The following is a 25,481-nucleotide window of genomic DNA, read 5'->3' on the forward strand; positions in this document are numbered from 1 at the left end:
ACAATATGAAGACCTATCTCGCTTCAACCGTAGCCATAGCGGCACTGGCGCTCGGCCTGTCGTCGGCCTCCGCACAGGTCGCGCCCGACCCGGACGCCAAGCAGGGCGGCTCCATCACCATCACCTACAAGGATGACGTCGCCACGCTCGATCCGGCGATCGGCTACGACTGGCAGAACTGGTCGATGATCAAGAGCCTGTTCGACGGCCTGATGGACTATGAGCCAGGCACCACGAATCTGGTGCCGGACCTCGCCGAAAGCTATGACATTTCGGAAGACGGCCAGACCTTCACCTTCAAGCTGCGCCAGGGCGTCAAGTTCCACAACGGCCGCGAGATGACCGCGGAAGACGTGAAATACTCGATCGACCGTGTCGTCAATCCGGTCACGCAGAGCCCCGGCCAGGGCTTCTTCGCCTCCATCAAGGGCTATGACGAAGCGGCCGAGGGCAAGGCCGAAGGTGTTTCGGGCATCACCGTCGTCGACTCCCACACCATCAAGTTCGAGCTGACCCGTCCGGACGCCACCTTCCTGCATGTCATGGCCATCAACTTCAGCCATGTCGTGCCGAAGGAAGAAGTCGAAAAGTACGGCCCGGATTTCGGCAAGAACCCGGTCGGCACCGGCGCCTTCAAGCTGGGCGAATGGGCGCTCGGCCAGCGCGTCGTGTTCGAGAAGAACGCAGACTACTGGAACAAGGGCCTGCCGCATCTCGACACCATCACCTTCGAGATCGGCCAGGAGCCGATCGTGGCGCTGCTGCGCCTGCAGAAGGGTGAGATCGACATTCCGGGCGACGGCATTCCGCCGGCCAAGTTCCAGGAAGTGATGAACGATCCCGAGCAGAAGGCACGGGTGGTCGAGGGCGGCCAGTTGCACACCGGCTACCTGACCATGAACGTCAATATCCCGCCCTTCGACAACGTGAAGGTGCGCCAGGCGGTCAACATGGCCATCAACAAGGAGCGCATCGTCCAGCTCATCAACAACCGCGCCGTGCCGGCCAATCAGCCGCTGCCGCCCTCCATGCCGGGCTACGCCAAGGACTATCAGGGCTACGCCTATGACGCGGAGAAGGCCAAGGCGTTGCTGGCCGAGGCCGGTGTTGCCGACGGTATCGAGACCGATCTCTACGTCATGAACACCGACCCGAACCCGCGCATCGCGCAGGGCATCCAGCAGGATCTGGCCGCCATCGGCATCAAGGCCAACATCCAAGCGCTGGCGCAGGCCAACGTCATCGCCGCCGGCGGCGAAAAGGAAGGCGCGCCGATGATCTGGTCGGGCGGCATGGCCTGGATCGCCGACTTCCCGGATCCGTCGAACTTCTACGGCCCGATCCTGGGTTGCGGTGGCGCGGTTCCGGGCGGCTGGAACTGGTCCTGGTACTGCAACGCCGAACTCGACAAGATGGCCGAAAAGGCCGACTCCATCGTCGATCCGGCCAAGGCCGAGGAGCGCAACAAGATGTGGAGCGACGTCTATGTGAAGATCATGGAAGACGCCCCGTGGGCGCCGATCTTCAACGAGCAGCGCTTCACCATGAAGTCCACGCGCATGGGCGGCGCCGACAACCTCTACGTCGACCCGGTCCATATCCCCGTCAACTACGACCATGTGTATGTGAACGATGTGCAATAACTGCAACTACACCATCCACGGACGCAATCACCATTTCGGCTGGGACAACACGTTTGTCCCAGCCGAAAAGGTCGCGCCCGGCTCAACGATCTTCTTCGAGTGCCTGGATTCCTCCGGCGGACAGCTTTCGTCGGAGAGCACGGTCGAGGACATCGCCAAGCTCGACTTCGCCAAGATCAATCCGGTCACCGGACCGATCTTCGTCGATGGCGCGGAGCCTGGCGATGCGCTGAAGGTCACCATCGAGGAGTTCAAACCGTCCGGCTTCGGCTGGACGGCGAACATTCCGGGCTTCGGCCTGCTCGCCGACGACTTCAAGGAGCCGGCGCTGACGATCTGGAAATACGACGCCTCGACGCTGGAGCCGGCGCTGTTCGGCAAGCACGGCCGGGTGCCGCTGAAGCCGTTCGCCGGCACCATCGGCAATGCGCCGGCTGAAAAGGGGCTGCACTCGATCGTGCCGCCGCGCCGGGTCGGCGGAAACCTCGACATCCGCGATCTTGCCGCCGGCACCACGCTCTACCTGCCGGTGGAAGTCGCGGGCGCGCTGTTCTCGGTCGGCGACACCCATGCTGCGCAGGGTGACGGCGAAGTCTGCGGCACGGCCATCGAAAGCCCGATGAATGTCGTCCTGACCCTCGATCTGGTGAAGGGGGCGAACCTAAAGACGCCGCGCTTCACTACGCCGGGGCCGGTCACGCGCCACCTCGATGCGAAGGGCTACGAGGTGACGACCGGCATCGGGCCGGACCTGATGGAGGGTGCGAAGAGCGCCGTCGCCCAGATGGTCGATCTCCTGGCCGGCCGCTACAACCTCGATCCGGTCGACGCCTATATGCTGGTGTCGGTATGCGGCGACCTGCGCATCAGCGAGATCGTCGACATGCCCAACTGGGTCGTGTCCTTCTACTTCCCGCGCTGCGTCTTCGAATGAGCGCGGGCGGCATCAACACGGCGGCGGGAGCTTCGGCCCCCGCCGCGTCGCCCGAGCCGGTCCTGACCGTTTCCGGGCTGACCATCAGCGTGCGTGGCGAGGACGGTGGGCGCGACGTGGTGAGCGGCCTGTCGTTCACGCTGGCGCGCGGCGAAACGCTGTGCATCGCCGGCGAGTCCGGCTCCGGCAAGTCGATGACGTCGCTGGCAGTGATGGGCCTCCTGCCGCAACCGGCTGCCTATGTCTCGGCCGGCTCGATCATGCTGGGCGACCTCGACCTCGCCCGCCTCGGTGAGGACGGAATGCGTCGCATCCGCGGCAATCGCGTAGCGATGATCTTCCAAGAGCCGATGACCTCGCTCAACCCGGTGCTAAGCATCGGCCGGCAGCTCGTCGAAGCCATCGAGACCCATACGTCGCTGTCGCGGGCCGAAGCGCGCGAAAAGGCGATCGAAGCCCTGCGGGCGGTGCGGATTTCAGAAGCCGAAACCCGCATGAAACAGTTTCCCCACGAGCTCTCCGGCGGCATGCGCCAGCGCGTCATGATCGCCATGGCGCTTGCCCTCAATCCCGACGTGCTGATCGCCGACGAGCCGACCACCGCGCTCGACGTGACGGTGCAAGGAGAGGTCCTCGAATTGCTGCGCGACCTGCAGCGCAGCCGCGGCACCAGCATCATCCTCATCACCCACGACATGGGCGTCGTCGCCGAGATGGGCGACCGCGTCATCGTCATGCGCAATGGCGCCATGGTCGAGGAAGCGCCGGTGGCGCAGATCTTCGAGGCGCCGCGAACGGATTATACGGGCGCCCTGCTGGCCGCCGTTCCGCGCATCGGTGGCGGCGCCGGGCGGCAGGAAAGTCGGCCTACCACCAGTGCAGAACCGATCGCGGCCGTCAGCGACCTGCGGGTGCAGTTCGACCTGCGCGGAGGGCTGCTCGGCCGGGTGCAGCGCCGCGTCCATGCGGTGGAAGGTGTCTCCTTCGCCATCCGCCCCAACGAGACGCTGGCGCTCGTCGGGGAATCGGGTTGCGGCAAGTCCACCACCGCAAAGGCACTGGCCGGGCTCGTTCCCTACAGTGGCAGCATCAATGTCGGCGGGCGCGATCTTGCCGGCCTCGACAAGCATGCGCGCAAGACGGTGCGCCGCGACGTGCAGATGGTGTTCCAGGACCCCTTCGCCTCGCTCGATCCGCGCATGCGCGTCGGCGACCTCGTGGCCGAGCCGCTGCTCATCCATAAGATCGCCACCAAGCGCGAATGCCGGGACCGGGTCGCCGCCCTGTTCGAGCGGGTCGGCCTGCCGGTCGATGCGATGGAGCGTTATCCGCACGAATTTTCCGGCGGTCAGCGCCAGCGCATCTGCATCGCCCGCGCGCTCGCCTTGCAGCCGAAGCTGGTGATCGCCGACGAGAGCGTTTCGGCGCTCGACGTGTCCGTGCAGGCCCGCGTGCTGGAACTGCTGCGCGAGCTGCAGCAGGAATTCGGCATGGCCTATCTGTTCATCTCGCACGACATGGCGGTGGTGGAGAACATCTCCGACCGGGTCGCGGTGATGTATCTCGGCCAGATCGTGGAAATGGGCACGCGCGACCAGGTGTTCTCCAACCCGGCGCATCCCTATACGCGGCGATTGATCGAGGCGGTGCCGACGCCCGATCCCTCTCGTCGGCGCACGCATTTCGCCCGCATGGACGGCGAAATTCCGAGCCCGACCCGCGCCGTCGGCGACGAGCCGCAACGCGTCACCCTCAAGGACATCGGCGGCGGCCACCTGGTCGCCGCCTGAGGAGGAACGTGCAGCGTCGAGAGGCGGCCCAGAATTTGATTACGGTGAAGGATGGCGGCCGAAGGCCGCGACTACCTGCTTCCGGTCAACGGCCCGCGTCACCCGTGAGCGGTAAATCGGCTGCAACTGCGTCGGGGCCTCTGCCGCAATCTCCTCGCGAAATCTGACAAGGAGATCGAGGCCCACACGGCCTAGACCCTTTTGCCGTCGCTGCCGAAGAAATGCAGCTTCTCGCGCCGGGCGAACACCGGCAGTTGGTCGCCGGGCTGGACTTCGGTGCGGCCGGGCACGCGCACGACAATGCGCCCGCCGGCAGCTTGGCAGTAGAGGAAGCTCTCCGCCCCCACCGGCTCGACGCCTTCCACCCGGGCCAACAGGCGCAACGCGCCATCGGCGGCGACGCCGTCGGCCTCGGCACGCACCTCGCAATCCTCGGGACGGAAGCCGAGCGTCTCCGCATCGGCGGGTGCGGCCGGCAGCGTCACCGCACCTTCGAGCTGGCCGCTGCGGAGCGGCAGGAGGTTCATCGGCGGCGCGCCGATGAAGGAGGCCACGAAGGTCGAGGCCGGCTTCTCGTAGATGTCGAGCGGCGCGCCCGACTGTTCGACGAGGCCGGCATTCATCACCACAAGGACGTCGGCCAGCGTCATCGCTTCCAACTGGTCGTGGGTGACATAGACCGAGGTGACGCCGAGATTGCGCTGCAGGTTCTTGATCTCGACGCGCATCTGCCCGCGCAGTTTGGCGTCGAGGTTGGACAGCGGCTCGTCGAACAGGAAGACCTTGGGATTGCGGACGATCGCCCGGCCCATGGCGACGCGCTGGCGCTGGCCGCCGGAGAGCTCGCGCGGGCGACGCTCGAGCAGGTGCTCGAGTTCAAGCGTCTTCGCCGTCGAACGCACCCGCCTGTCGATCTCGTCCTTCGGCGTGCCGCGGTTGCGCAGGCCATAGGCCATGTTGTCGTAGACCTTCATGTGCGGATAGAGCGCATAGTTCTGGAACACCATGGCAATGTCGCGCTCGGTCGGGCCGATGGCGTTGACCACCTTCCCGTCGATGGCGCAGCTGCCGGCCGAGATGGTTTCCAGGCCCGCGATCATGCGCAGAAGCGTTGACTTGCCGCAGCCCGACGGGCCGACCAGTACGCACAGCGCTTTGTCGGGAATGGCGATGGACACGCCCTTCACGGCTTCGACGCCGCCTGCATAAACCTTGCGGACGTCCTTGAGATCGACGGTTGCCATTATTTCTCCGTTTCGACGAGGCCGCGGACGAACCAGCGCTGCATCAGCACCACCACGAGGATGGGCGGCACGATCGCAAGCATGGAGGTAACCATCACCAGATGCCATTCGGTATCGGCATCGGCAAACGAGATCATCTTCTTGAGTGCAATCACGATGGTGTTCATGTCATTGCGGTTGGTGACGAGCAGTGGCCAGAGATATTGCGTCCAGCCATAGATGAAGAGGATGACGAAGAGTGCCGCGATGTTGGTGCGCGACAGGGGCAGCAGGATATCCTTGAAGAAGCGCCAGGGGCCGGCGCCATCCACGCGCGCCGCCTCGACCAGTTCGCCGGGTATGGTGAGGAAGAACTGGCGGAACAGCAGCGTCGCCGTTGCCGATGCGATCAGCGGCACGATCAGACCCGTGTAGGTGTCGATCAGGCCGAGATCGACCATCACCTTGTAGGTGGGCAGGATGCGCACTTCGACCGGCAGCATCAGCGTAATGAAGATCAGCCAGAAGAAGAACATCCGGCCGGGAAAACGGAAGAAGACGATGGCATAGGCCGACACGATCGAGATGATGATCTTGCCGACGGCGATGCCGAGCGCGACGATGGTGGTGTTGACGAGTAGCGTCGCCACGCTGACCCCGCCGATGCGGCCGACGCCGCCGAACAGCGCCTCCGAATAGTTCTCGACGAAGCGGCCGCCGGGCACAAGCGGCAGCGGCGGACGCAGGATCGTCTGCAACGAATGGGTCGAGGCGACGAAGGTGTAATAGATCGGAAACGCCACGATCAGGATGCCGAGGATCAGAACGGCGTGCGCCAGATAGATGCCTGCAGCCGACTGGCCGATCATCAGCCTGTCATGTCCGCTTGCGGGCGGAAGCGTCGTCGGCTCAGCCATAATGCACCTTCCTCTCGACGTAGCGGAACTGGATCGCGGTGAGCGCGATGACGATGACCATCAGGATCACCGACTGGGCGGCCGAATCGCCGAGGATGAGATTGACGAAGCCGTCGTTGTAGACCTTGTAGACCAGCGTCTCCGTGGCCTTGCCCGGCCCGCCGCCGGTGACGGCGTGGATGATGCCGAAGGTGTCGAAGAAGGCATACACGGTGTTGACCACCAGCAGGAAGAAGGTGGTCGGCGCGAGCAGGGGGAAAACGATCGTCCAGAAGCGCTTGTTCTCGCCGGCGCCGTCAATGGCCGCAGCCTCGATCAGCGTCTTCGGGATCGCCTGCAACCCGGCGACGAAGAACAGGAAGTTGTAGCTGATCTGCTTCCACGATGCGGCCGCGACGACCAGAACCATCGCCTGGCTGCCGTTGAGCAGCGGATCCCAGTTGATGCCGAGCCAGCGCAGGCCATAGGCGAGCGAGCCGATCGAGGGGTTGAACAGGAACAGCCAGAGCATGCCGGCAATGGCCGGCGCCACAGCATAGGGCCAGATCATCAGCGTGCGGTAGAGCCCGCGACTGCGCACGACCTTGTCGGCCATCACGGCGAGCAGCAGGGCCACGCTCATGGCAACCGCCGCGGTGGCGACGGAGAAGACGATCGTGACGTGAACCGAATTGAGGTAGTTCGGGTCCGAGAGCACCTTCCTGAAATTGGCGAACCAGACGAACTTGGAGGACAGCCCAAAGGGGTCCTCCCGGAGCATCGACTGGTAGAGCGCCTGGCTGGCCGGCCAGTAGAAGAACACCAGCGTGATCGCCAGCTGCGGCGCGACCAGCAGATAGGGAAGGATCCTGTTTGGAAAGACGACGCGTGGGGACAATGCGAGCCTCTTCGGCGGCTGGGTCATCGGCTTGTTCGTGGAGGCCCACACCGCAGCTCGGTGCGTGCAGCACCCTCGCCCGGCCGATCGGACGAGTGACGATGCCACGCTAACGTTGCGATGCCTCTCTCCGCGGAAAAAGGCGGTGAGCGCGGCGAACCCGATTCAGGGGCCGCCGCGCCCACGGCATCAGTTGTTGATCGCGTCCTGGATCGCCTTGTTGCCACGCTCGACGGTATTGTCGAGCGCCTGCTGGGCGGTCTGCTGGCCGGCGAGCATCTTCTCGAGCTCCTCGTTCTCGATGTCGCGGACCTGCGGCAGGTTGACGAGGCGGACGCCCTTCGAGTTCTCGGTCGGCGCCTTGCCCATCATCTGCTTGATCGGGATCTCGCGGGCCGGGTTCTTGTCATAAAAGCCCGACTTCTTGGTTTCCTCGTAAGCGGCGAGCGTGACCGGCAGGTAGCCCGACACCTGGTGCAGGCGCGCCTGGATCGGCGTCTGCGACAGGAAGTTGAAGAAGGTGGCTACGCCCTTGTACTGCTCGTCCGGCAGGCCGGCGAAGACCCACAGCGATGCACCGCCCGGGATGGTGTTCTGCGGCGCACCCGCTGCATCCGCCTCATAGGGCAGCTGGCCGGTACCGTAGTTCATGCCCGACTTGACGATATCGCCTAGACCCCCGGAGGATTCGGTGAAGATGCCGCATTCGCCGGCGAGGAAGATCTGCTTGGCTTCCGACGTGCGGCCGCCATATTTGAACGTTCCGTCCTTGGCGAGGTCGGCGAGCTCCTGGAAGTGCTTGACGAAGGTCGGGGCATTGATCTTGAGCTCGACGTCCGTGCCGCCGATGCCATTCTCGTTGGTGCCGTAGGACAGGTTGTTCCAGGCGGCGAAATTCTCGGTGTGGATCCAGGTCAGCCAGGTCGAGGTGAAGCCGCACGGTGCGGCACCGCTCGACTTGATCTTCCTGGCCGCATCCCAGACCTCGGACCAGGTCTTGGGCGGATTGTCGACGTCAAGGCCGGCCTTCTGGAAGATGTCCTTGTTGTAGTAGAGGATCGGCGAGGACGAGTTGTACGGGAACGACAGCATCGTGCCGTCGGGCTTGGAATAGTAGGCAACGATGCCCGGCAGGTATTGGCTCTTGTCGAAGGCCTGGCCGCCCATCGGCAGGATCTCGGCAACCGGTTTGATGGCGCCCTCGGCGGCCATCATCGTACCCGTGCCCGCATCGAAGACCTGCATGATCGTCGGCGGCTGCTTGGCGCGGAAAGCGGCGATGCCGGCATTCAGCGTCTCGGGATAGGTGCCCTTGAACACCGGAACGACCTTGTATTCGCTCTGGCTCTCGTTGAACTCCTTGGAAAGCTGCTCGACCACCTCGTTGTTGGCTCCCGTCATGGCGTGCCACCACGAAATCTCGGTGACGGCAAATGCCGAAGTGCTGGATAGCAACGTGAATGTGGCGGCAACTCCGGCCGCGAAGCCTACGATCTTCATGTCTCGCTCCCGTTCTGGTTGGCGAAAGGTTTAGTCTCGCGGAGAGCAGTATTGTCAGTTTATGACAGCCATACAACAGTTTTGTATCGCCACATGAAAGTCGCATGCGAAGCTTCTCGATGGTGATTTCAAGTTGCAGCGTTATACCCACACCGTATAGCAAACCCATGCGCTCAACATCCGCGCCGCCCGCAACCCGTATTTGGTTGTCCTGATGTCACCCCTCCAGGTGTCCCGTGCTTGTGGCGGATGCACACCCACGGCTCCTTTGGGCACAGACAAGTAGCCGCACCTGTTGATCCAGAGTATATTGAGAAAAGGAGGTGCGTCATGCGCCGACCTTTCCCATTAGCAGTCGCTTTGGCATCGCTGATCGGCTTTCACGCTCAGGCCGAGATTCTGATCGGGGCCGCCGGCCCGATGACCGGCAAGCTGACCTGGATCGGCGAGCAATTGCAGCGAGGCGCAGAGCTTGCGGTTCACGACGTCAATGCTCAAGGCGGCGTGCTCGGCCAGTCGGTTCGGCTCATCATTGCCGATGATTTTTGCGACCCGGATCAGGCCACTGCAGCGGCCAAAAAGCTGGTGGCCGACAGAGTTGTCTTCATCGTCGGGCACTACTGTTCCGGCGCATCGATTCCGGCGTCTGGGGTTTACGAGGCGGCAGGAGTGCTGCAGATATCTCCAGGTTCCACGAATCCACTCCTGACGGAGCAGGGTCGTGCCAATGTCTTCCGCGTCATTCCACGCGACGATGCGCAGGGTGCGACCGCAGGGGACCTTCTCGCCGACCGTTGGGGCGGGAAGAAGATTGCGATACTTCATGACGGGACCACCTACGGCAAGGGCCTGGCGGAGCAGACGAAGAAGCGGCTGAACAGCCGCAACGTGACCGAAGCAATCTACCTTCAATATGAACCGGGCAAGAGCGACTATGCAGCGGAGGTTGCCAAGCTCCAGGAGCAAGGGATCGACGTGGTCTATGTGGGCGGATACCACACCGAGGTCGCATTGATGGCGAGCGCCGCTCGCGATGCCGGTTACGCGGTTCAGTTCGTGTCCGGCGATGCGATGGCAACCGAGGAACTGGCGCTGATCGCGGGGCCTGCCGCTGAAGGCCTTCTTTTCACCTTTACACCGGATGCGCGCCGAAACGCCGAAGCCGCTGCGGTCGTCGCCCGCTATCGCGCGGAAAATTATGAGCCCTATGCCTATACCCTGCTGACTTACGGCGCCATCCAGGTCTGGGCCCAGGCTGTCGCCAAGGCCGGTTCGCTGGAGATCGGACGGGTGATCGACGCACTCCACAAGGGCGAGTTTTCGACCGTGCTCGGACCGATCGCTTTCGACGACAAGGGCGATCTGACGCGGCAAGTCTGGGCGTGGTACGTCTGGAAGAATGGGGAGTATGTGCCCGTAGAATAGGCCCAGGATCAGGATTGGCAAACTGCTGGCGGGCCGGCGAATTTTGAGCATGCCGGCACGGCAGAGCGAGCCGCATCAGCCGGAATGGAGGCGATGCATAACCGTCTCGGCATACGTGGCCGCTTGTTGCTTGCATTCTTCGCGCTCAGCGCCATCAGCATGCTGTCGAGCGCCGCTGCGATCTATGCGCATCGGGAAGTCGGCTCCGTCGTCGCGCACATCACGCAAAGGCGGATGCCCTCTGCCCTTGTTGCGCTGCAATTGTCTCGACAAGCCGAACGGGTAGCGGCCGCCGCGCCGTCCATGCTCGCCGCAACGAGCGCGATAAAGCGTGCCGAGGTGTCCGCCGCCATCTCGGTCGAGATGGCACGTCTCGAAACGCTGCTCGGGTCACTCAAGGGCAGCACGCTTGGAACCGAGTCCGCAGAGATCGAAAGTGCGGTCCTTGGCCTGGAACGAAACCTGCGGACGCTCGACGATCTGGTTGCGACGAGGCTGACGGTTGTCGACCGGAAGCAAGAGCTGTTGCGCCGGTTGGGTGCTGCGTCGACGGCGGGCCTGCGTCTGATCAATGCCGGCACGCTGGTTGCGAACTCGAAAATGGCGGCGTGGCAAAAATTGGTCGCTGGCTCTGACGCACCGCCCGAGCAGCGTGCCGCAGCGGCGGAGAGCGCCTTGCTGGCGATCGTAGGCTATCTTCCCCAACAGAAAGCCCAACAGGAGATTGCCGCGGTCAATGATGCGCTGCTGAAGGCCGCCAATACGCCGACTTCCGGCGATCTTGCGCTGAGCATCTTTCCGCTGCAGCGTTCCCTAAACAGCCTCGAGGCGATCGTCCAGCAGATCGAAGCCAAGTTGCAGGCCCGCTTTCGGGATCGGGTCGCCGAGTTCAGGGCATTGGCCGAAGGAGACGCCGGAATTCCGGCCGTTCGCGGACGCGAGCTGGCCATTCTGGCCGAGGGCGAGAAGCTCGTGGCCGAGAATGAGAGGCTTTCCCGGGACCTCACCGCTGCGGTCGATCGTCTTGTAACCGCTGCTCACCGTGAGATCGCCGATGCCGGACGAGAAACGTCGGCCGTACAAGCTTTCGGGACGGGGGTCGTTCTCGGCTCCGCCCTGCTGACGCTCGTCAGCTCGCTCCTGGTCGTCTGGCTCTACGTCGACCGCAACCTTCTCGCCCGGCTTGCGAGCGTCAGTCAGAGCATGCTGGCCATTGCCGGGGGCAATCTGCGAGTGCAGCTGCCCAGGCCGGCGAGCGACGAGATTGGCCGCATGGCCGAGGCGCTGCGGCTCTTTCGCGACACTGCGATCGAAGTGGAGGAGAAGAACCTGCGCGAAGTCGCCGAAGCCCGCCAGCACCTCGTCGACGCGATCGAAAGCATTTCCGAGGGGTTTGCTCTCTACGATTCGGAGGACATGCTCCTCCTCTGCAACAGCCGCTACCGCGAAATTCTCTATCCGGACATGAATGATACCGTCATTTCGGGCGCCCGGTTCGAGGCAATCATCAGGGCGGCTGCGGAGCGCGGGCTTATAGAGAATGCGGTTGGTCGCGAGGAGGAATGGATCGCCGAGCGCCTGCTCGCGCATCGCAATCCAACCGGAACGCATGTCCAGCGCCGCAGTCCGGACCGCTGGATCCAGATCAGTGAGCGCCGGATCTCGGGCGGCGGGACGGTTGCGGTCTATTCCGACATCACCGAGCTGAAGCGTCGAGAGCAGGATCTGTCCGAAAAGTCGATCGCTCTCGAGGCGCTTTCGAGCAAATTGGCCAAGTATCTCGCCCCTCAGGTTTATAATTCGATCTTCAGCGGCCAACAGGACGTGAGGATTGCGAGCCAGCGCAAGAAGCTAACGATTTGCTTTACCGATATTGCCGGTTTCACCGAAACAACCGACAAAATGGAGTCGGAGGAACTCACGCATCTCCTCAATCAGTACCTGTCCGAAATGTCCAAGATCGCCTTGGAGTTTGGCGCTACGATCGACAAATATGTCGGCGATGCCATCGTGATGTTCTTCGGCGATCCCGAGACGCGCGGTATCAAGGAAGACGCCATTGCCTGTGTCTCGATGGCGCTTGCGATGCAGAAGCGAGTGGGTGAACTCGGCGAGATCTGGCGCAGCGTCGGGATAGAAACTCCGCTCCGCTGCCGGATCGGTATTCATACGGATTATTGTACCGTCGGCAATTTCGGCAGCGAAGACCGGATGGACTACACGATCATCGGGGGTGCCGTGAACCTGGCCGCAAGGCTGGAGCAGGAGGCAGCCCCCGGATCCATCCTAATCTCCTACGAGACCTTCGCGCAGGTGAAGGATGTGATCCATTGCGAGGAGGTTGGCCCGATCCAGGTCAAAGGCATTGCTTATCCAACTGCCGCCTACCGTGTCGTCGCTTCCAAGGCAAATCTTTCAAGACCAGAGGAAATTCACAAGGACATGCCGCATCTAAAGCTCGATCTGGAGCCAGAACTCATGTCGAGCGGCGAGCGTGAGAGTGCAGCTGCCGCCCTTCGCGACGCGCTCGATCGGCTAGGCCACTAAGGTCGGGAACGATGGAGGATGTTGAGTTCCGGGCTGACGGCGGTCGTGGTTTCTTCTCGCATGCCGTGGCCGGCGCTTGGCCGATGCTCCGGCGCCGCCACGGCTTAATCACGTGGCCGGATGACGCTCCAGGTTTCCGGCACTCATGCTCGTGGTTTCTGGCACTGCTCTCCGCCATCGCCGTTCAGCTTCCCCTGGGCCTTTCCAGCGCAGGGCCGGCCTGTAGGACACCAGAAGTTCAAGTCGCAGACGGGGCGGCAGCGAGGCTCCAAAGGTCTCCTCGCGGCCGCGCTTGCTTTCAGGCTTTTCTGTTTTGCCGGTTGGCGATGAGGTCGTCGACCACGGAGGGGTCGGCCAGCGTCGAGGTGTCGCCGAGCGCGGAGAAGTCGTCCTCGGCGATCTTCCGCAGGATGCGGCGCATGATCTTGGCCGAGCGCGTCTTCGGCAGCGCCGGCGCGAACTGGATCTTGTCGGGTGCCGCGATGGGCCCGATCTCGTTGCGCACATGGGCGATCAGGTCCTTGCGCAGCGCGTCGCTCGGCTGCTCGCCCTCCATCAGCGTGACATAGCAGTAGATGCCCTGGCCCTTGAGGTCGTGCGGATAGCCCACGACCGCGGCCTCCGACACCGTCTCATGCGCCACCAGCGCCGATTCCACCTCCGCCGTGCCCATGCGGTGGCCCGACACGTTGATGACGTCGTCGACCCGCCCGGTGATCCAGTAATAGCCGTCTTTGTCGCGCCGGCAGCCGTCGCCGTGAAGTACTTGCCCTCGTAGGTGGAGAAATAGGTCTGGATGAAACGCTCGTGGTCGCCGAACACCGTGCGCATCATGCCCGGCCACGGCTGTGCGATGCACAGGTTGCCCGAGCCCATCCCCTCGATGACCGCGCCGTCATTGTCGACGATTTCGGGCACCACGCCGAAGAAGGGCCGGCTCGCCGAGCCGGGCTTCAGGTCGGTGGCGCCCGGCAGCGGCGCGATCAGGATGCCGCCGTTCTCCGTCTGCCACCAGGTGTCGACGACCGGGCAGCGGCCCTCGCCGACGACGTTGAAGTACCATTCCCAGGCCTCCGGGTTGATAGGTTCTCCCACCGAACCCAGCAGGCGCAGGCTCTCGCGCGAGCCCTTCTTCACCCAGTCGTCGCCTCATCAGCGCCCGGATGGCGGTGGGCGCGGTGTAGAAAATGTTGACCTTGTGCTTGTCCACCACCTGCCAGAAGCGCGAGGCGTCGGGATAGTTCGGCACCCCCTCGAACATCAGCGTCGTCGCGCCATTGGCGAGCGGCCCGTAGAGGATGTAGGAGTGGCCCGTCACCCAGCCGACATCGGCCGTGCACCAGTAGATATCGCCGTCACGGTAGTCGAAGACGTACTGGTGCGTCATCGACACATGCACCAGATAGCCGCCGGTGGTGTGCAGCACCCCCTTGGGCTTGCCTGTCGAGCCGGAGGTGTAGAGGATGAACAGCGGGTCCTCCGCGTTCATCGGCTCGGCCGGGCATACGGGCGAAGCCGCCCTGGCCGCCTCGTCCAGCCAGACGTCGCGCCCGTCCACCCAGTTGATCGCCCCGCCGGTGCGGCGCACCACCAGCACCTTGTGCACTGCATTGCCGGCCGCCGCGGCGATCTCGGCCGCCTTGTCGGCATTGGCCTTCAGCGGCACCTTGCGGCCGCCGCGCAAGCCTTCGTCGGCGGTGATCACCACATGCGATTCGCAGTCGACGATGCGCCCGGCCAGCGAATCGGGCGAGAAGCCGCCGAACACCACCGAGTGGATCGCTCCGATGCGCGCGCAGGCCAGCATCGCGTAGGCGACCTCCGGGATCATCGGCATGTAGATCGTGACGCGGTCGCCTTTCCTCACCCCGTGCGACTTCAGCACGTTGGCATAGCGGCACACCTGCTCGTGCATCTCGCGATAGGTGATCTTCCGGTCCTCGGCCGGATCGTCGCCCTCCCAGATAATGGCGACCTGGTCGCCGCGTGCGTCTAGATGCCGATCGATGCAGTTGTGGGACAGGTTGAGCTCGCCGTCCTCGAACCACTTGATCGACACATCGCCCTCGAAGGAGGCGTTTCTCACCTTCGTATAGGGCTTGAACCAGTCCAGCCGGCGGCCGTGCCGCCCCCAGAACCCGTTCGGGTCGCGAACGCTCTCCGCATACCAGGCAAGATAGGTCTCGTTGTCGATCAGGGCAGCCTTCTTCCAGGCAGCCTGAACCGGGTGAACAATTTCCTTGGACATTCCTCTCCCCGCCTCAGATCGCCAGATATTCGTTACGGAGATCCTCGCTTTCGAGAAGCTCCTTGGCCGACCCGGCAAAGACCAGTTCGCCGGTATCGAGGATGACGGCGCGATCGGCGAGCCGAAGTGCCGCGACGGCGTTCTGCTCGACGATGATGGTGGTGATGCCGCGCTCCTTGATCTGTTCGACGATGCGCTCGATCTCCTTGACGATGACCGGCGCCAATCCCTCATAGGGCTCGTCGAGCAAAAGCAGCTTCACCTCGCGCGCCAGTGCCCGGGCGACCGCCAGCATCTGCTGCTCGCCGCCCGACATGGTGACGGCCTCCTGCTTGCGCCGTTCGGCCAGCCGCGGGAAATGCTCGTAAAGCTCGTCGAGCGACATGCCGTGGCCGGGCGCCACCTGCGCCAGGACCAGGTTTTCCTCCACCGTCATCCCGGGGATGATCCGCCGGTCCTCCGGCACCAGCTGGACGCCGGCCTGCGCAGCCTGCCAGGACTTCATGGCGTGCAGTGGTTGCCCCTCCAGCCAGATTTCGCCGGAGCGCAGTGCGGGATTGTCCATGCGGGCAATGGTGCGCAAGGTGGACGTCTTGCCCGCGCCGTTGCGACCGAGCAGCGCCAGGATCTCGCCCTTCTTCACGTCCAGCGTGACGCCCTGCACGATGTAGCTTTCGCCGTAATAGGCGTGGACATCGCGCACCGCGAAAAAGGCCTTGGAGGGATCAGCCTCGGTGGCGGCCGAAATCGCTTCCCGTTTCATCGCAACGTTCATTGCACGCTCCCGCCCAGATAGGCTTCCTGCACGCGCGGATCTTCCTTGATCTCCTGGGGAAGACCCGACGCGATGATGCGGCCCTGCGCCAGGACGGAAATCCTGTCGGCCAGCGAAAAGACGACATGCATGTCATGCTCGATGATGACCTTGGTCATGCCGCTGGACTTGATCTTGCGCAGAAGCTCGATGGTGGTGTTGGTGTCGTGCCGGCTCATGCCGGCCGTCGGCTCGTCGAGCAGCAGCAGGCGCGGCCGCTGGATCAGGCACATGGCCAGTTCCAGCCGGCGCTTGTCGCCGCGCGACAGCGAACCGGCATGATCGTCGCGGCGGCCATGCAGGCCGATGTCGTCGAGAATGTCTTCCGCCTCCTGGCGGATTTCACGCTCGGAATCGACACCGCGCAGCATGTTGACGCGGAAGGCGCCGTCGCGCCGCGCAAAAGCGGGCGCCATGACATTGTACAGAACCGGCAGGTCCGGAAAAATTTCCGGCGTCTGGAACACGCGCGAAATGCCGAGCTGGTTGATCTCGTGCGGCGCCTTGCCGGTCAGGACGGTGCCATCGAACACCACTGCACCGCTGGTGGGCGGAATTCGGCCGATAATGACATTGAGCAGCGTCGACTTGCCGGCCCCGTTGGGGCCGATGATGGCGTGGGTCCTGCCCTCCTCGATCTGCAGGTCGATGTCGGAGAGAGCACGCAGGCCACCGAAATTCTTATGAACGTCGGCCGCGTGCAGAATGATGTTGGGCGATGCTTGAATCATGACGCTGTCTCCTATTCCGCCGGCTGGACCGCGGCGACGCCTTCAGGCGCCCCCTTTGGTCGTTTCAGACGCGCCACGAGGCGATGGAAGCCCTCCACCAGACCGCCGGGCAGGAAGACCACGATCAACACGAACATCAGGCCAAGCGTGAGATGCCAGCCCTCGCCGACGAACTTGGACAGCACCGTCACGACGACGTTCTGCACGCCATCGGGCAGGAACGACAACGCACTGTTGAGCATGTTGGTGTTGATGGCCGAGAAGATGTTCTCGAAGTACTTGATCAACCAGGCGCCGATCACCGGCCCAAACAGGGTTCCGACACCACCCAGAATGGTCATGAGAACCACGTTGCCGGACTCGGTCCACTTCATGCGTTCGGCACCCGCCAGCGGATCGGTGATGGACAGCAGCGCGCCCGCCAGGCCGGCGAACATGCCGGAGATGACGAAAGCCGCCAGCATGTACGGCCGCGTGTTGAAGCCGGTGTAGTTCATGCGCGTCTGGTTGGACTTGATGCCGCGCAGCGCCATGCCGAAGGGCGAGGCGAAGATCTTCTGGGAAATGTAAAAGGCCAGGATCAGAACCGCTGCGCACAGATAGAAGCCTGAATAGCCGCTGACCGAACTGCCGAGCAGCGTCGGCTGCGGCAGGCCGGCGACACTGGCCTGTGCGCCGATGATGGCATCCAGAAAGCGCGGATCGTTTCGCGCCAGCAGCAGCCCGGTCTCGCCATTGGTGATCGGCGTCAGCACCGAATAGGCGAGGCTATAGCTCATCTGGGCGAAGGCGAGCGTGAGGATGGAGAAATAGATGCCGGTGCGCCGCAGGCTGAAATAACCGATCAGCAGCGCGAACAGGCCGCTGACGATGACGGCGAAGACCATGGCCGGCATGATATCCATCGTCAGCAGCTTGAACGACCACACCGTCGTGTAGGACCCGCCCCCCAGGAAGGCGGCATGTCCGAAGGACAGATAACCCGTGAGGCCGAACAGGATGTTGAAGCCGATGGCGAAGATCGCGTAGATCGCGAACTTCTGCATGAGGCCGGGATAGGCGGCGCCAAGGGGCGACAGCCACAGCGGCATGGCCAACACGATGGCAGCGAAGACTGCGAGTGCGGCGAGGTCCTTGCGAGAAAGCGAGAACATGGTGGATCAGCTCTCCATGATTCCGCGCCGTCCCATCAGGCCGCGCGGACGCACGAGCAGGATGACGACTGCGACGAGATAGATGATGACCTGGTCGATACCGGGGATGAGGGATTTCACCCCGGTCATCGACGCGAAGGACTGCAGGATGCCGAGCAGGAAACCGGCCGCGACCGCGCCGGGCAGCGAGCCCATGCCACCGACCACGACGACGACGAAGCTCAGGACCAGGAAGTCCATGCCCAGGTGATAGTTGGGCGCCAGGAGCGGCGTGTACATGACGCCGGCCACGCCTGCTACCACCGCCGCCAACCCGAAGACGATGGTGAAGCGCCGATCGATGTCGATGCCCATCAGCCCGACCGTCTCCCGGTCGGCCATGCCGGCGCGCACCACCATGCCGAACGTGGTGAATTGCAGGAATGCGAACACGCCGCCGATGACCAGGGCGGAGAACAGCAGGTAGATCAGGCGCCACCACGGATAGGTCAGAGTATGGGCCGCCATGCCGAACCAGACGCCGATGTCGGCCGCGCCGCGCAGGTCGGTCGGGATCGGCTGCGGCACCGGATTGGCACCGAAGAAGCTCTTGACGATCTCCTGCAGCACGATGGCGAGGCCGAAGGTGACGAGGATCTGCTCGGCATGGCTGCGCTTGTAGAAATGCTTGATGAGACCGCGCTCCATGGCGATGCCGATGAGCAGCATCACCGGAATGGCGAGCAGGATCGAGATCGGCACCGAATAGTCGACCAGCACCGCGCCGAAATCGCCGAACCAGTTCTGCACCAGTGGCGTGCGCACCTCGACCGGCGACCCCCAGGGCGACAGCTTCTCCGGATCGAAGGTCACCGTTTCAAGGGTGATGAGATAGCGGAAGGTGACGGCGCAGAAGCAGCCGAGCATGAACAGCGCGCCATGGGCGAAATTGACGACGCCCAGCGTGCCGAAAACCAGTGTGAGGCCAAGGGCGATCAGCGCATAGGCGCCGCCCTTGTCCAGCCCGTTCAGCAACTGGGCCAAGAACACATTCATCTAAGTAGTCCTTCGATGCGAGACGGTGCGCATTGCAAACGTCCTTGACCGCCCGCGTCCCGTTGGACGTATGCTGGCGATCTCTCTGCTTGATCGGGCATCGCACCATTCGTTTTCAGGTGCGATGCCCTGAGTGGGCAGGCAAAGGGCTGCGCCCCGCCCGCTGCAATCAGGCGAGACGCGATGCCGCTATGTCGTCAGCACGCGTTGGGCTCGTAGGGCCCAAGCTCTCCGCCGAAGATCGAGGCGTCATAGGTGACGTCCTCGCGCGTCGTCTTGCCGATCACGTTGAGCACGTCGAAGCGGCTGGTCGGGTTCTCGTTGCCGCGTACCACCAGGACCTCCTTGAGGCACTGGTGGTCGGTGTCGCGGTAGACGGTATGGCCGTTGCCCATGCCGTCGAACTCGAAGCCCTCGAGCGCCTTGATGACTTCCGGCGGATAGAAGGTGCCGGCCCGCTCCACAGCGTCAGCGTAGAGGATGGCCTGCACATAGCCGGTGTGGGCCGACTGCGACGGCGGTTGGCCATAGGCCTCGCCATAGGACTTGGTGAAGGCCTTGGTGCCCTCGTCGTCCAGCGACCACTGCCAGTTGGAGGTGCCAATGATGCCCTTCACCGCTTCACCCGCGCCCACCGCCATCAGTTCGGAGAACATCGGCACGACGATTTCGAAGTTCTTGCCGTTGGCCTGCCGCTCGCGCAGGCCGAACTGCACCGCCTGCGGCAGCGAGTTGACCATGTCGTGGCCGTAGTGGTTGAGGATGAGCACGTCGGCGCCCGAGTTCAGCACCGGGGTGAGATATTGCGAGTAGTCGCCGAGGCCGAGCGGGGTGCGCACCGTGGCCACCGTCTCCCAGCCGAGCGCCTCGGTGGCGTTCTTGATCGATTCTTCCTGCGTCCAGCCCCAGGTGTAGTCGGCGGTCAGGTGATAGGCCCGCCGGTCGGTGCCGTATTCCTTGGCCAGGAACGGCGCGATGGCGACACCCGACTGATAGGCATTGAAGAAATGCCGGAAGCCATAGCGGCGCTTGTCCTTGCCGGTGGTGTCGTTGGAATGAGTCAGGCCGGACATGTAGATGACGCCCATCTCCTGGCACAGGCTCTGCTGGGCGATGGCCTCGCCAGAGGTGACCGAACCGGTGACCATGATGGCCTTGTCGCGCTCGATCATGCGGCGCGCGCCGTCACGGGCAGCGTCGGTGTTGGTCTGGGTGTCGCCGGTCACGTATTCGACCTTGCGGCCGAGTACGCCGTTGCCCTTCAGCGCCACGGGCTTCAGGGTTTGCAGCAGGCCGCCATCCCCCTCGCCGTTGATGTGCTTCACGGCCAATTCGTAGCCCTTGAGCTGCTCCAGCCCCTCTTCGGCATAGGAACCGGTCTGCGGCACGTTGAAGCCGAACACGATCTTGCCGTTGGTCGGGTCATTGCAGAAATTCTGCGCCCAAGCTCCCTTGGTGAAAATATGAGGCGTGCTGAGCGCAACGATGCCAGCACCGGCCCCCTTGAGCAGGCTTCGCCTGTTGGTACGAAAAATGGTCATTTCATCTCCTCCACGCGGCCAAGTCGTTGGGTCGCGGCAAGAGACTGTCACAAACTGTCATCTTCTCAATAAGTATTTGACATTACATCAATATTTTGTCACAAAATCGGAATTGGTAAATTCACATTGGTAAAGAATTTACAATGGTCAAGTTCAGGACGCCGATCGGGGCCCGCATAAGACGCAAGCGTATCGCCGCCGGCCTGTCGCAGGTGGCGCTGGCCCGCACGCTGGGGATTTCGGCCAGCTATCTCAATCTCATCGAAAACAACAAGCGCAGCATCGGCGGCACGCTTCTGCTGCGCATCGGCGAGAGGCTGGGCATCGACCTGGAGCATCTGTCGGGCGAGAGCGAGGCCCGCACCATCGCCGCAATCGGTGACCTGATGGCGGAACCGCTGATGCGCGGGATCGAGATCGAGCCCCAGGCGGTTCGCGATCTCGTCGCGCGCTTTCCGGAGGCCGGGACCGCACTGGCGCGCCTTCACCGGGCTTATGCGGACGCCACGATGGAAATCGAAGTGCTCCGCCAGCGGCTGAAGTCGGATCCGCTGCTGTCGCAAATCCTGCACGAGATCCTGAACCGCATCGCCGGTATCAAATCCGGCGCGGAGATCCTGGCCGACATCCCGGACATTACAGAGGATGAACGCAGGCGTTTCATCACCACCATCAACACCGAGGCGCGCGAGCTGGTTCCGACCACACAGAGCCTGCTGGCCTATTTCGACCAGACCTCCGCCCGCCAGCGGCCGGTTTCGCCGGTGATGGAAGTAGACGAGGCGCTCATCACCCATAACAACCACTTTCCGGAGCTGGAGACGATCGCCGGGATCCTGCGCGGTGAACTCGCCGGAAGAGGTCCGATCGAGGAAAGACAGCTCGCTGCGGCACTGGAGCGACGGTTCGGCATCTCGTGCCGTATCGGCAACGCCGCTGCGGCATCGGCAAACGCGCCCGCGCTCGTGTTTTCAGAGACCATGCCCCGCCCGGCCCGGATTTTCCGCATGCTGCGCGCCTACGCGTTGAAAGCCTCTGCCGCCAGCCTTGCGCAAACCACGGAGCGGCTCGAACTGTCGACCGAGGAGGCCAGAGGGTTAGCGCTGCGCGCGCTTTCCTCCTACGTCGCCGGGGCGATCATGATGCCCTATGACGACTTCCTGCGCATGGCGGAGGAGAACCGGTATGACGTCGAGCTGCTGAGCGGGCTTGCCGGCGTCAGCTTCGAGCAGGCCGCGCACCGGCTGGTGACGCTGCGTGCCAGAGGGCGCGAAGGCCTTCCTTTCGGCTTCCTGCGCACCGATCGCTCGGGACGCCTCACCAAACGCTTTCCGCTGCCGGGGCTGACCATACCGGGCTTCGGACATGGCTGCCCGCTGTGGCCGATCTATGATGCGTTCGCGACCGGGGGCGTGGTGCGGCAGGTCTCTGTCTTTCCCGGCGGCGGCCGTTTCCTGCTGGTCGCGAAGACGGTGTCCAAACATGCCACCCGGTTCGGGCAAAAGCCGCTGACCTTCTCCATCATGCTGGGCTGCGATGTCGTCCATGCGGACCGCACCGTCTATGGCGATGGCCTCGACCTCAGTGCCGCGCCGGTCGAGGTCGGGCCGTCCTGCGCCCCCTGCCCGCGCCTGAGCTGTGCCCACCGGCAGGAGATACCGCTCTAAGCCTGCTCCGGGACTGCGGCAGTATCCGCCGGCTGCCAGATCGGCAGGACGATTCGGAAGCATGCGCCCGGCAGCACGCCCCTAGTCAACTCAAGCCGCCCGTTCAGCTTGCCGACGATCTTGTGGCTGATGTTGAGACCAAGGCCAAGACCTTGAGAATCGTGCATGCCGTCCGGCTCGGCGCGCACGAACTTGTCGAAGATTTTGTTGTGATAAACCGCCGGAATGCCCGGACCGTTGTCGGAAATAGCCACAATGTAGCCCTCCTCGGATCGGCCCGAGGATATGTGGACCACAGGGTTCTTCGCATCATTGTGCGAGATCGCATTGGCGATGATGTTGATGAAGACCTGGCTGAGCCTCCCGGTATCGGCCAGCACGATGCAGCTTCCGGCCCGCACGCCGTTTTCGATCGAAACGAAGCGCTTGCGCGCCAGCGCCTCGCAGACAGCAATGGCCTGCTCGAGAACCTGCTCCGCATCAACCGGGACGTTCTCCCAGTCGCGCTCCCCTTGCTCGAGCGCGCTGAGGTCGAGGATTTCATCGAGCAGTTTGGTCAGCCGCACGCTTTCGTTGTGGATGGTGTTGACAAAGCGGACCCGCTGTTCGGGTGTGAGGTCTTCGGGCACCATCAGGATCTCGGCGAAGGAACGGATCGAGGTCATCGGCGTGCGCACTTCATGGCTGACCTGCGACAGGAATTCGTCCTTCTGCTGATGCAGTTCCTTCAGCAGTGCGTTCGCCTCCTTCAGCTGCTGGGCGGTGAAATGCAGTTCCTGCGACTTCAACTCCAGCGCATGGGAATACTCGATCGCCTGCTGCGTTTCGTCTGCGATCTGCATCATCTCCTCCAGCGAGATCGCATCGCCGGCAATGGCCTTGGTGAGCAGGATATGCGCGGATGCCGAGCCGATCGAGCCGGCCAGCTCGCGCTCCAGCCGGGCAATGAAATCGGCCGGAACCCCTTGCTGCGGCGCCGTCTGGCGGTGCGGCACGCCGGCCGAATCGAACAGTGCCCGCGCCCGGCTCCAGCCCAGGACCCGCTCGGCCACGAAAAACAGTTCGCTGGTGGTGGCCGAGCCTCGCAGGATGCGCGGCTGGAACGAAGCGGAGCGCCGAAACACATCGACGAAGAGCGCCGCCTGAATGCGCTCCAGGGCATTCTGCCTAGTCAGCGCCGAGACACACAGCAGCATCGAGACATTCGCCAGCATGCTCCAGAACACGGAGTGAACCAGCGGATCCATGCCTTCCATGCCGAACAGGGCCTCTGGCCGCAAGGCCCTGATACCCCAGGGTCCGTTGGCCACGACGTCGGCGACGATCGGGCTGAACGTAGCGAAGGACGGCAGGAACAGTGTCCAGGCCCAGACGACAAAGCCACAGGAGATCCCCGCCAGCGCCCCCTTCATCGTGGCCGTGCGCCAGTAGAGCGCTGCCAGCATGGCGGGCAGGAACTGGGCGACGCCGCCAAACGAGATCAGGCCGATGGGCGCCAGCGCGTCCGAACCCTGCGTCAGCCAGAAGTAGAGAAAGCCGAGCAGCAGCATCAAGGCAATCGAGATGCGACGGCTGCGCAGCAGCAGCCTGGCGATGCCGCGCTCCCCGGCCTCCTCTCCCAGTGAGGCCGCCCGCAGCGCCAGCGGCACGACGATATGGTTCGACACCATGATCGACAGTGCGATGGAGGCCACAATGATCATCGAGGTGGCGCTGGAAAAGCCGCCGATGAAGGCGAAAAGCGCCAACGCGTCATGCCCGGTCCTCATCGGCAGGGTCAACACGAACATGTCCGGATTCGATCCCGCCGGCATGGTCGACTGACCGTAGAGCGCGATCGGCAGAATGAACACGCTCATCGCCAGCATATAGCAGGGAAAGGCCCAGCTTGCGGTACGCAGATGGTCCTCGTTGGAATTCTCGACCACGGTGATCTGGAACTGGCGCGGCAGGCAGATGACCGCGCAGGCGGACAGGAGCAGCACGGCGACCCAGCGGCTGCCGAACGGCTCGTTTTCATGGATGCGCACGCCGGCCTCCACGGCGCGCGCATAGATGTCGGAGATGCCGCCGCTGACGCCAAAGACCACGAAGATCCCGACCGCGACCAGCGCCAGCAGCTTCACCACCGCCTCGAAGGCGATGGCAGCCACGACGCCGGGATGGTGCTCGCGCGCGTTGACGTTGCGGGTGCCGAACAGGATGGTGAATACCGCCATGCCGATGGCGACGCCCAGCGCCAGCGTGACCTCGTCGAGCGTTGCCAGGTGATCGGTTCCACCTCCCTTGGCGACCGACACGGTCTGGATGGAGGTGGTGATCGCCTTGAGCTGCAGCGCAATATATGGGGTGATGCTGACCACCGCGATCAGCGTGACCAGGACCGCCAGCCGGCTCGATTTGCCGAAGCGTGACGACAGGAAGTCGGCGATCGACGTGATGTGCTGGCTGTGGGCGATGCGGATGAGCTTGCGCAGCAGGAACCACCAGCCGACGAAGACCAGTGTCGGGCCCATGTAGATTGCCATGAACTCCAGCCCGCTGCGGGCCGCGGTGCCCACGGCGCCGTAAAACGTCCAGCTCGTGCAGTAGACCGAGATCGACAGCGTGTAGACGACGGGCGAGCGCAGGAAGCCGGCATTGCCCGCCTTGGCCCGCGCATCGGACAGATAGGCGAGCAGGAACAACAGCCCCACATAGCCGACCGCCGTCAGGATGACGAAATCGGGCGACAGGATCATGCTTGGCGGCCCGGTGGCTCTAGGGACGGTGGGGAGGCCTGGTCCGCCTCCGTTGCGGGCGTCGCTTCGCGAAACTGACGGCGGCGCGAGAGCAGCACCGCCGCTGCGATGACAAGGAGCCAGACTCCGAACAGGTACAGCACTTCGACCGGCACGCCGAATGCGGTGCGTAAATCCCCGAACAGGTTCAGCAGCGGCGGCAGCAGCAGGACGACGCCGAAAAACGGCACCAGAAACGCGACGTCCTCACGCTCCGCGTGCTCCTCCTTCGAAGTGGCCGGTGGACTAGGCATGGGCGACCGAGGCGGGGCGCGGCCGGCTGTCGAGAATGCGGCGGACGGCGTCCACCACGTCGCCATTTGCGTAAGGCTTGGTGATGAAACCGTCCGCTTTCAGATCCATCGCCGCCTGCCGGTCATATTGCTGACCGCGCGCGGTGAGGATGAGAACGGCGGTCGACGCCAGTGCCGCGTTGGAGCGCAGTATCTTCAAGACGTCGAGACCGCCGCGCTTGGGCAGCATGATGTCCAGCAACACGAGGCGCGGCCGGAAATGCAAGACCGCTTGCAACGCGGCCTCGCCGTCGCGCGCGACGCCGACGGACCAGCCACAACGCGTCAGGATGAATTCAAGCGATTCCAGAATCGCCTGTTCATCTTCGACAATGAGAACGTCCGTCATCACAGCAGCCCCT

The 25,481-nt window shown here is 63.6% G+C and carries 18 protein-coding genes and 1 pseudogene; 6 read left to right on the forward strand and 13 right to left on the reverse strand.

Annotated features, from left to right (window positions below; all coding sequences use genetic code 11):
• Positions 1-5: 5 nt before the first annotated feature.
• From J2Y48_RS08995 to J2Y48_RS09005, 3 genes are read left to right on the forward strand one after another with little or no spacing between them, the layout of a single operon-like run.
• A complete protein-coding gene (locus J2Y48_RS08995; protein ID WP_310416018.1) occupies positions 6-1,643 on the forward strand; it encodes an ABC transporter substrate-binding protein in 1,638 nt (545 codons plus the stop codon).
• The gene (locus tag J2Y48_RS09000) at positions 1,633-2,577 is read left to right on the forward strand and encodes an acetamidase/formamidase family protein (RefSeq protein ID WP_310416021.1); all 945 of its coding nucleotides are present in this window, start codon (positions 1,633-1,635) and stop codon (positions 2,575-2,577) included. The genes J2Y48_RS08995 and J2Y48_RS09000 overlap by 11 nt, the downstream gene beginning before the upstream one ends.
• Positions 2,574-4,367: an ABC transporter ATP-binding protein gene (locus tag J2Y48_RS09005; protein WP_310416024.1), complete on the forward strand. Its 1,794-nt coding sequence runs from the start codon at positions 2,574-2,576 to the stop codon at positions 4,365-4,367. The genes J2Y48_RS09000 and J2Y48_RS09005 overlap by 4 nt, the downstream gene beginning before the upstream one ends.
• 191 nt (positions 4,368-4,558) lie before the next feature.
• Here the strand turns inward: J2Y48_RS09005 and ugpC are convergent, their stop codons facing one another.
• The 4 genes from ugpC to ugpB form a co-directional block, all read right to left on the reverse strand.
• Entirely contained in the window at positions 4,559-5,611 is a 1,053-nt protein-coding gene (ugpC, locus tag J2Y48_RS09010) for a sn-glycerol-3-phosphate ABC transporter ATP-binding protein UgpC (protein WP_310416027.1), read from the reverse strand.
• Positions 5,611-6,459: a sn-glycerol-3-phosphate ABC transporter permease UgpE gene (ugpE, locus tag J2Y48_RS09015; RefSeq protein ID WP_310416783.1), complete on the reverse strand. Its 849-nt coding sequence runs from the start codon at positions 6,457-6,459 to the stop codon at positions 5,611-5,613. Before ugpE ends, ugpC begins: the two co-directional genes overlap by 1 nt.
• 40 nt (positions 6,460-6,499) lie before the next feature.
• Positions 6,500-7,411: a sn-glycerol-3-phosphate ABC transporter permease UgpA gene (gene ugpA, locus J2Y48_RS09020; protein ID WP_310416030.1), complete on the reverse strand. Its 912-nt coding sequence runs from the start codon at positions 7,409-7,411 to the stop codon at positions 6,500-6,502.
• A gap of 162 nt (positions 7,412-7,573) precedes the next feature.
• On the reverse strand, positions 7,574-8,884 hold the full coding sequence (gene ugpB / locus J2Y48_RS09025; protein WP_310416033.1) for a sn-glycerol-3-phosphate ABC transporter substrate-binding protein UgpB: 1,311 nt from the start codon (positions 8,882-8,884) through the stop codon (positions 7,574-7,576).
• A gap of 330 nt (positions 8,885-9,214) precedes the next feature.
• On the opposite strand from ugpB, the gene J2Y48_RS09030 reads away from it, so the two are divergent.
• Together J2Y48_RS09030 and J2Y48_RS09035 are read left to right on the forward strand one after the other, a co-directional pair.
• Positions 9,215-10,309, forward strand: coding sequence for a branched-chain amino acid ABC transporter substrate-binding protein (locus J2Y48_RS09030; protein WP_310416036.1), 1,095 nt, complete (start codon positions 9,215-9,217; stop codon positions 10,307-10,309).
• A 93-nt stretch (positions 10,310-10,402) separates the two neighbouring features.
• Positions 10,403-12,856 carry an adenylate/guanylate cyclase domain-containing protein gene (locus J2Y48_RS09035; protein WP_310416039.1) on the forward strand — a complete coding sequence of 818 codons (2,454 nt, stop codon included), beginning with the start codon at positions 10,403-10,405 and terminating at the stop codon, positions 12,854-12,856.
• Between the two features lie 298 nt (positions 12,857-13,154).
• Here the strand turns inward: J2Y48_RS09035 and acs are convergent.
• The 6 genes and pseudogenes from acs to J2Y48_RS09065 all read right to left on the reverse strand — a co-directional run bounded on the left by acs (position 13,155) and on the right by J2Y48_RS09065 (position 20,379).
• Positions 13,155-15,104: pseudogene (gene acs / locus J2Y48_RS09040) on the reverse strand (acetate--CoA ligase).
• A 13-nt stretch (positions 15,105-15,117) separates the two neighbouring features.
• Positions 15,118-15,879, reverse strand: coding sequence for an ABC transporter ATP-binding protein (locus J2Y48_RS09045; protein WP_310416042.1), 762 nt, complete (start codon positions 15,877-15,879; stop codon positions 15,118-15,120).
• A complete protein-coding gene (locus J2Y48_RS09050; RefSeq protein ID WP_310416045.1) occupies positions 15,876-16,649 on the reverse strand; it encodes an ABC transporter ATP-binding protein in 774 nt (257 codons plus the stop codon). The genes J2Y48_RS09045 and J2Y48_RS09050 overlap by 4 nt, the downstream gene beginning before the upstream one ends.
• An 11-nt stretch (positions 16,650-16,660) precedes the next feature.
• Complete coding sequence (locus tag J2Y48_RS09055; protein WP_310416048.1) at positions 16,661-17,803, reverse strand: branched-chain amino acid ABC transporter permease; 1,143 nt, start codon at positions 17,801-17,803, stop codon at positions 16,661-16,663.
• Positions 17,804-17,809: 6 nt separating this feature from the next.
• Positions 17,810-18,838, reverse strand: a complete 1,029-nt coding sequence (locus tag J2Y48_RS09060) for a branched-chain amino acid ABC transporter permease (RefSeq protein ID WP_310416051.1) — start codon at positions 18,836-18,838, stop codon at positions 17,810-17,812.
• A gap of 197 nt (positions 18,839-19,035) precedes the next feature.
• A complete protein-coding gene (locus J2Y48_RS09065) occupies positions 19,036-20,379 on the reverse strand; it encodes a substrate-binding protein (RefSeq protein ID WP_310416054.1) in 1,344 nt (447 codons plus the stop codon).
• 143 nt (positions 20,380-20,522) lie between these two features.
• On the opposite strand from J2Y48_RS09065, the gene J2Y48_RS09070 reads away from it, so the two are divergent.
• Positions 20,523-22,046: a short-chain fatty acyl-CoA regulator family protein gene (locus J2Y48_RS09070; protein WP_310416057.1), complete on the forward strand. Its 1,524-nt coding sequence runs from the start codon at positions 20,523-20,525 to the stop codon at positions 22,044-22,046.
• On the opposite strand, the gene J2Y48_RS09075 is transcribed toward J2Y48_RS09070, so the two are convergent.
• From J2Y48_RS09075 to J2Y48_RS09085, 3 genes are read right to left on the reverse strand one after another with little or no spacing between them, the layout of a single operon-like run.
• Positions 22,043-24,787, reverse strand: a complete 2,745-nt coding sequence (locus tag J2Y48_RS09075) for a sensor histidine kinase (RefSeq protein ID WP_310416060.1) — start codon at positions 24,785-24,787, stop codon at positions 22,043-22,045. The two genes, J2Y48_RS09070 and J2Y48_RS09075, sit on opposite strands and share 4 nt — an antisense overlap.
• Positions 24,784-25,080, reverse strand: a complete 297-nt coding sequence (locus tag J2Y48_RS09080; protein WP_310416846.1) for a hypothetical protein — start codon at positions 25,078-25,080, stop codon at positions 24,784-24,786. The genes J2Y48_RS09075 and J2Y48_RS09080 overlap by 4 nt, the downstream gene beginning before the upstream one ends.
• Positions 25,073-25,468 carry a response regulator gene (locus J2Y48_RS09085; RefSeq protein ID WP_310416063.1) on the reverse strand — a complete coding sequence of 132 codons (396 nt, stop codon included), beginning with the start codon at positions 25,466-25,468 and terminating at the stop codon, positions 25,073-25,075. The genes J2Y48_RS09080 and J2Y48_RS09085 overlap by 8 nt, the downstream gene beginning before the upstream one ends.
• Between the last annotated feature and the right edge of the window lie 13 nt (positions 25,469-25,481).

Origin of the sequence: Mycoplana sp. BE70 (assembly GCF_031455855.1) — a bacterium.
Classification (GTDB): domain Bacteria; phylum Pseudomonadota; class Alphaproteobacteria; order Rhizobiales; family Rhizobiaceae; genus Mycoplana.

Excerpts from the sequence above, each read along its gene's own strand:
- J2Y48_RS08995 (WP_310416018.1), top strand. The coding sequence starts at position 6 with ATGAAGACCTATCTCGCTTCAACCGTAGCCATAGCGGCACTGGCGCTC.
- J2Y48_RS09000 (WP_310416021.1), top strand. The coding sequence starts at position 1,633 with ATGTGCAATAACTGCAACTACACCATCCACGGACGCAATCACCATTTC.
- J2Y48_RS09005 (WP_310416024.1), top strand. The coding sequence starts at position 2,574 with ATGAGCGCGGGCGGCATCAACACGGCGGCGGGAGCTTCGGCCCCCGCC.
- ugpC (WP_310416027.1), bottom strand. The coding sequence starts at position 5,611 with ATGGCAACCGTCGATCTCAAGGACGTCCGCAAGGTTTATGCAGGCGGC.
- ugpE (WP_310416783.1), bottom strand. The coding sequence starts at position 6,459 with ATGATCGGCCAGTCGGCTGCAGGCATCTATCTGGCGCACGCCGTTCTG.
- ugpA (WP_310416030.1), bottom strand. The coding sequence starts at position 7,411 with ATGACCCAGCCGCCGAAGAGGCTCGCATTGTCCCCACGCGTCGTCTTT.
- ugpB (WP_310416033.1), bottom strand. The coding sequence starts at position 8,884 with ATGAAGATCGTAGGCTTCGCGGCCGGAGTTGCCGCCACATTCACGTTG.
- J2Y48_RS09030 (WP_310416036.1), top strand. The coding sequence starts at position 9,215 with ATGCGCCGACCTTTCCCATTAGCAGTCGCTTTGGCATCGCTGATCGGC.
- J2Y48_RS09035 (WP_310416039.1), top strand. The coding sequence starts at position 10,403 with ATGCATAACCGTCTCGGCATACGTGGCCGCTTGTTGCTTGCATTCTTC.
- J2Y48_RS09045 (WP_310416042.1), bottom strand. The coding sequence starts at position 15,879 with ATGAACGTTGCGATGAAACGGGAAGCGATTTCGGCCGCCACCGAGGCT.
- J2Y48_RS09050 (WP_310416045.1), bottom strand. The coding sequence starts at position 16,649 with ATGATTCAAGCATCGCCCAACATCATTCTGCACGCGGCCGACGTTCAT.
- J2Y48_RS09055 (WP_310416048.1), bottom strand. The coding sequence starts at position 17,803 with ATGTTCTCGCTTTCTCGCAAGGACCTCGCCGCACTCGCAGTCTTCGCT.
- J2Y48_RS09060 (WP_310416051.1), bottom strand. The coding sequence starts at position 18,838 with ATGAATGTGTTCTTGGCCCAGTTGCTGAACGGGCTGGACAAGGGCGGC.
- J2Y48_RS09065 (WP_310416054.1), bottom strand. The coding sequence starts at position 20,379 with ATGACCATTTTTCGTACCAACAGGCGAAGCCTGCTCAAGGGGGCCGGT.
- J2Y48_RS09070 (WP_310416057.1), top strand. The coding sequence starts at position 20,523 with ATGGTCAAGTTCAGGACGCCGATCGGGGCCCGCATAAGACGCAAGCGT.
- J2Y48_RS09075 (WP_310416060.1), bottom strand. The coding sequence starts at position 24,787 with ATGATCCTGTCGCCCGATTTCGTCATCCTGACGGCGGTCGGCTATGTG.
- J2Y48_RS09080 (WP_310416846.1), bottom strand. The coding sequence starts at position 25,080 with ATGCCTAGTCCACCGGCCACTTCGAAGGAGGAGCACGCGGAGCGTGAG.
- J2Y48_RS09085 (WP_310416063.1), bottom strand. The coding sequence starts at position 25,468 with ATGACGGACGTTCTCATTGTCGAAGATGAACAGGCGATTCTGGAATCG.